The organism is Pseudomonas sp. P5_B3, assembly GCF_056400405.1.
In genome coordinates, this window is sequence record NZ_JBFULI010000107.1 from 1 (window position 1) to 5,006 (window position 5,006).

Annotated in this window: 2 protein-coding genes and 1 pseudogene; all 3 read right to left on the reverse strand. The window is 53.2% G+C overall.

Going from position 1 to position 5,006, the window contains the following annotated elements; genetic code table 11:
* Nucleotides 1-702: 702 nt before the first annotated feature.
* Complete coding sequence (locus tag AC1DRN_RS29615) at nucleotides 703-1,188, reverse strand: hypothetical protein (RefSeq protein WP_477786904.1); 486 nt, start codon at nucleotides 1,186-1,188, stop codon at nucleotides 703-705.
* A 423-nt stretch (nucleotides 1,189-1,611) separates the two neighbouring features.
* Nucleotides 1,612-4,431 carry a TrlF family AAA-like ATPase gene (locus AC1DRN_RS29620; protein ID WP_223457577.1) on the reverse strand — a complete coding sequence of 940 codons (2,820 nt, stop codon included), beginning with the start codon at nucleotides 4,429-4,431 and terminating at the stop codon, nucleotides 1,612-1,614.
* Nucleotides 4,432-4,743: 312 nt separating this feature from the next.
* A pseudogene (locus AC1DRN_RS29625) lies at nucleotides 4,744-5,006 on the reverse strand (methyl-accepting chemotaxis protein); the annotation flags it as partial.

Here is a 5,006-nt window from a genome sequence, read left to right on the forward strand (position 1 = left end):
GATTTAAAGCGTTTCAAGAATGTGCGATACCTAAAATAAATGAAACGAATTAGATGGGTAAAGTAAGGTCTAGGGCAATTAATAGTTCCAGAGTTATCAAAAACTATTTGAACAGTCTCTTTATGAAACGGGTTATGGCAGAGAAAGGCTGGAGCAAGGACGAGGCTGCACGTCACCTTGCAAACTTTTCGAACTGCGGTAAAAAGATTTCCGTTTCGCAATACCTCAGATCACTCTGAGATCAAAGGTAAAACCTGCTCGACATTGGGCCTAACGATGTTTTAAAAAGCCTTGGCGTCACCCGCGCCAGCGTTGCGCCCCGACTGTGAGGTCTGAATCGCCCCAATTTCGTAGATACATCGGGACTCGAATCTAGCTTGGTGTTGCCCGTAAGAAGCTCATTTCTGACCGTCCGCTTCTGGCCGATTCTGTTGAAAAAGTCGGTTCGCCCAAACAGCCCGGTCATCGACTGGTTAAAACGCCTTTTTTGCACACTGCTACGTGAAATCCGAGTCCGCAAGCCTCTGTCGAAAGTAAAGATTTCAATCTCGGACGCATACTTTTCTGCTGCGCAAACCATGGTCGACTTTTTCAACAGAATCGGCCGATTTCTGCCTGTCACGAAGGGCAATAGTCGACCCGTTGCAGACATTCGTTTTGGTGGGGTTTAGTCCGCGAGCAGCGCGCGTCGGCCTAGAATTGTTAGGTGCCGGGCCGGATGGACTCAAGCATTGCATCGTACTGGGCGCGATAGGCTGCGTAATGTTGCCTCGTAGTGACTATGTTTAGCGAGACGTATGCATTGCCAGTCTGAAGGCACGAAACGACATAATAGGTGGGTCGGCTCTCGCCGGGCCAAGTRCCTTCAAACTCTTGAGTCTTGCCTGAGGCTTGAGCGGCCTGAAATACACGCGGCCCTGAGATAGCCCTATAGAAATCCTCGACAGTCGAGAAGCGATAATCGCAGAACTCGTCCAGTGAGCCGTCGGCTTTTGCGTAAGCAGTGGCCGTAAKTGCAGCGAGGTCGTCTGTTGCTACCAACTGGAACGTCTCTGTCCCAGCGTTGCGCGTGAAAATTGCTGGAGCGTCCAGCGAAAAGACGTTGTTGCCAAAGATGTGGTGAGTGGTTGCAGGCGAAGCTGCCGCAGCTCCTGCCGTAAAGATTCCAATAAGTAGTTTCTTAAGCATCCGTCACTCCTAATGTTGGACATAACCGGCGCCGGAGCGCAGCGGAGGGAGCCCAAAAGCGTAGCATTTGGGCGTCCGGTTGATGGACTTTTTAGGTGTCGTGCTAAGAAGAAAAAGAGGACCAGAATTTATTCTAGTTGCTCTAAACGTCCGCTCCTGGCCGATTTTTGCCTGTCGCCATCGTCCGCTTTGGGTCGATTCTGTTGAAAAAGTCGGCTTCCCCAAAATGCTCGAATACTGGTGGGCGAAAACACCTCTTTTGCACGCTGCTACGTAAAATCCGAGTCCGGAAGCCTCTGCCAAAAAGTAAAGATTTCAATCTCGGACGCGTACTTTTCCGATGCGCAAACCATGGCCGACTTTTTCAACAGAATCGGCCAAACGCGGACATTTAGTTCAGTGTGCTTCGCCGAGCGCTACACCCTAGAAATTATATTTATCGAGTCGACGCTTAAAAGCTTCTGCGGATCCCTCCATGATATCGAGCACTGCGGTCGTGGTATCTGTCTGATCGAGCCCACCCGCGGCAAGCCTAGCGCCTCGACCCTGTGCAACCTCCAAGGCATATACCAGGTCCGTGTCGGCATTCACCGGCAAGTTGGCGTTATGCGTGGCCAAGATTAACTGACGCTGGTTCTTCACTTGGCGCAGCAGTGGCACCAACTCTCGATAGATGAAATTGGAATCCAATTCGTCTTCTGGTTGGTCAATGATGATTGGCCCCTCCCCTTTGGCCAACAGCAAATTCAACACCGCCGTGTTTCGCTGCCCTTCTGACAAGGCATTGCTCTGCACGCTTCCCACCAACGTTCGATCCGCCCGGTACAACTCAATATCGACTCGCTCTTCAACCCGGGTTAGCCGGGCATTGCGCCATTGATTCTTTTGTTCGTTGAAGTAGAGTTTTAGCTCTGCCTTATACTCCAGCAGGGGTAACGGCAGCTGACGATCTTCAGCAAGGACTTCTCGAATATGCAGCCAGGGCGAATCAGCCTCGGGCTGAACTTCTTTCAGGTGTTGCAGAAAACTTTCAAACAACACCTTGCCAATGTGCTCCCATGCCCGGCCTAACCGACTGCGACCATCGGGCGCCATGAGGTTCCATGCTTGAAGAAAGCCTTGATCATCCGCCATTTGCTGAATCAACACGCGAATAGAGCCTCGAGCCTTGTCACTGATCTCTGCGGCAACACGCTGGCGAAGCGTAAACTGACGAACCCACAGCAGGCTCATGTCGTGTAACGCCGCACTCAGGCGGTCGCGTTGCGGAGCCAGTACGTCTAGGCGCTTTTTCTTGTCTTGCAACGATTGCTGTTTGGCCTGACGAGCCTTGTCAATATCCTGCAACCGCGCGACATCTTGTGGTTGTAGACCCCGTTCACGACAAGCGGATAAAAAGACTTCTTTGGTGCCATCCAGCGCCGCCGAGATTTGATCCCAACCGTCCCCTTGTTCAAATAATTGGGTCGCGTCTTGGCGCATCTGCTGCGCAAGCGCCGCCACCTGTGCCTGGTAGCTCTGCCTAAGCGCAGCGGCCTCTTGAGTCAACGCATTGAACCAATCGGCCCTGGGCCATGCCTCAACCCGTCCGTCATTCAAAATGCCACGAGAAGACAGCTCACCAGCCAGCGTGCTCAAGCGATTGATATCCTCAGTCACTTGGCTTTTGACCTGTTCGACGTAACGCCGAGCAGTTTCCGCTCGCTGGTAAAGTTGAGCCTCCTCCAACACCTCACTGCGAGCTTGCCACTGGCGGTTTAACTCCTGGAGCTCTTGATTGAGGACCTTGACCTCCGTGTTCAAGGCGCTGAGCTGATCCATGGCCGCGAACAGTTGTTGGATCTCGGCATGCAAAGTGTCTTCTTGACCTTTCAGTCCTTGTAGCTCTGCTGAGCAGGCCTCATCAATCATCGTCAGCAGACTGCCGCCACCATGGACACCGGTTAGCTCACTGATTTGCTGCTGACTGTAGAACTGAACGGGTAGCTGTTGCAGGTACACCGCGAGGTCGTGAGCTTCCCCTTGCAGCAGTGCATGCCCCTGCTGCGGCTTCAGCGAGATAATATCGACCTGACCTGGAACACTTTCCCAGCCCACCTGAATTTCAGAGTCATCGGTGTAGGTGGCTTTTACCCGATCGAACTTCGCACGCGTCGAGTCCGAGAAGGTATCGCCTTGATCCCGGCCGAACGCGAACCTAAGGAGTTCCAGCGCCGTAGACTTCCCCGTCCCTCGCCCACCAATCAAGGTATTGAGATTCGGTGAAAAGTGGATTTCCAGGTCGGCGAGGAATTTGAGTCCCTGGCACTTCAGAAACACGACCCGCGGATGGGTTTGCTCATCTGAGGGACGTAGGAGCTGCAGTCGCAGTCGTGATTTTCCATCCAGAAACGCTTGCCGTAGCGAGGCAATCGACGGTTTGGACGACTTGACCCACGTGTGACGATAACCCAGCGCATTCGGCAAGGGGCGGCCTTCTGCATCTGCTTTCAGCGACTTTGCATCAGAGGACTGCACATAGGCTGGTTGTAGTCCGGCGCGCGACCAATCCTTGTTGCGCCCCTGGAGAATGGAGCGGTATTTCTCTGAAATGGGGTAGCCGGTCAACTCTAACGCGAGCAAGCCTGGTAATTGATAGTCATCAATATTTCGCGAAGCGGACAGCAAACCATCCTGCTGATCGGCATGCGCCGCGATCACAATGCCGCCATGCTCCTTCTGCACCGTGTCGAGCAGCGTTTTCAAGCTGATCGCCTGCTCGCCTCGGCGAAGCGCCGTCGGTTCACCCCCCCTGAAGCGCTGGTTCTCCGCCAAACCCAACTTGATCAGGATCATGTTGACGCGTTGCACGTGGCGCATTTTGGTGGCGGGGTCGAACAGACATAAGACGTGGTAGCCGATGTCGACTTCAAAACCGGGCAGAATGAAAAGGGGCGCACGGCCAAGCTCCTTGGCGACCGATTTATTCTGCTCAACCAGGTGGGTGAGGAACCAGTCGCGTGGCTCGGATTTTTCCGCGAAGTTGTGGTCGGTGATGCCAATCACTTCCAGTTCAAGCTCATGGCAGCGTTTAAGAAAGCGCTTGGCTTTGCTCTGAATATCTTCCTCGTTAGGCACACCGTTTTGAAGGGGCCGCCGAGGGCTCAGCAGACGCAAGTCATCATCCGCCCAGTGCTTGTTGTCTTCTGGCGTCTGGATCTGAAAATCTGTTTTGAACCAGCGCATGCCTTGGTATTCGCTCACCCGACCTCCCTTTCTCTCGCAAGCTTTCGCAATTGATATTAGCGGTATTTAGCGTGGATGAAGGGCTTCACTCGCAACCATTGATTTGAAACCACGATACCCACTCTGGGTCCAGAGCTCCGTCAGGAAAGCATGAGTTTGTGCGACTGACCTGCTCCGTTCGAATGGCATCGTCATTTAAACCTCCACGCGTGAGGTCGTCAGTCCAAGACAAGGCGACCTGCACTATGCAAGCGCAGCCCAAGCTCTTTTATCCGGCCGCGACTATTCAGCTATCCAATGAAGAAAACTTTTCGCACTAACCGTTAATATTTATGTGCAAAAGTGCCCGACCGCAGCATTCAACTCTGCATCCACCTGCTGGAGTTCGAGAGTCAAATTTTGCAACTTCACACTTTCTTGGGCGCTCTCCTCTGCCACCTCGCGCACCCGAACTATGTTCTGGCTAGCCTGTTCCGCCAAAACCCGTTGCTGCTCCGCGGCCCCTGAGATTTGTTTGTTCATCTGTTCAATGCTCGATACGGCGCGAGTAATTCGTGTCAGCGCCTGAGATGCCTGACCAGCAAGGATCACTG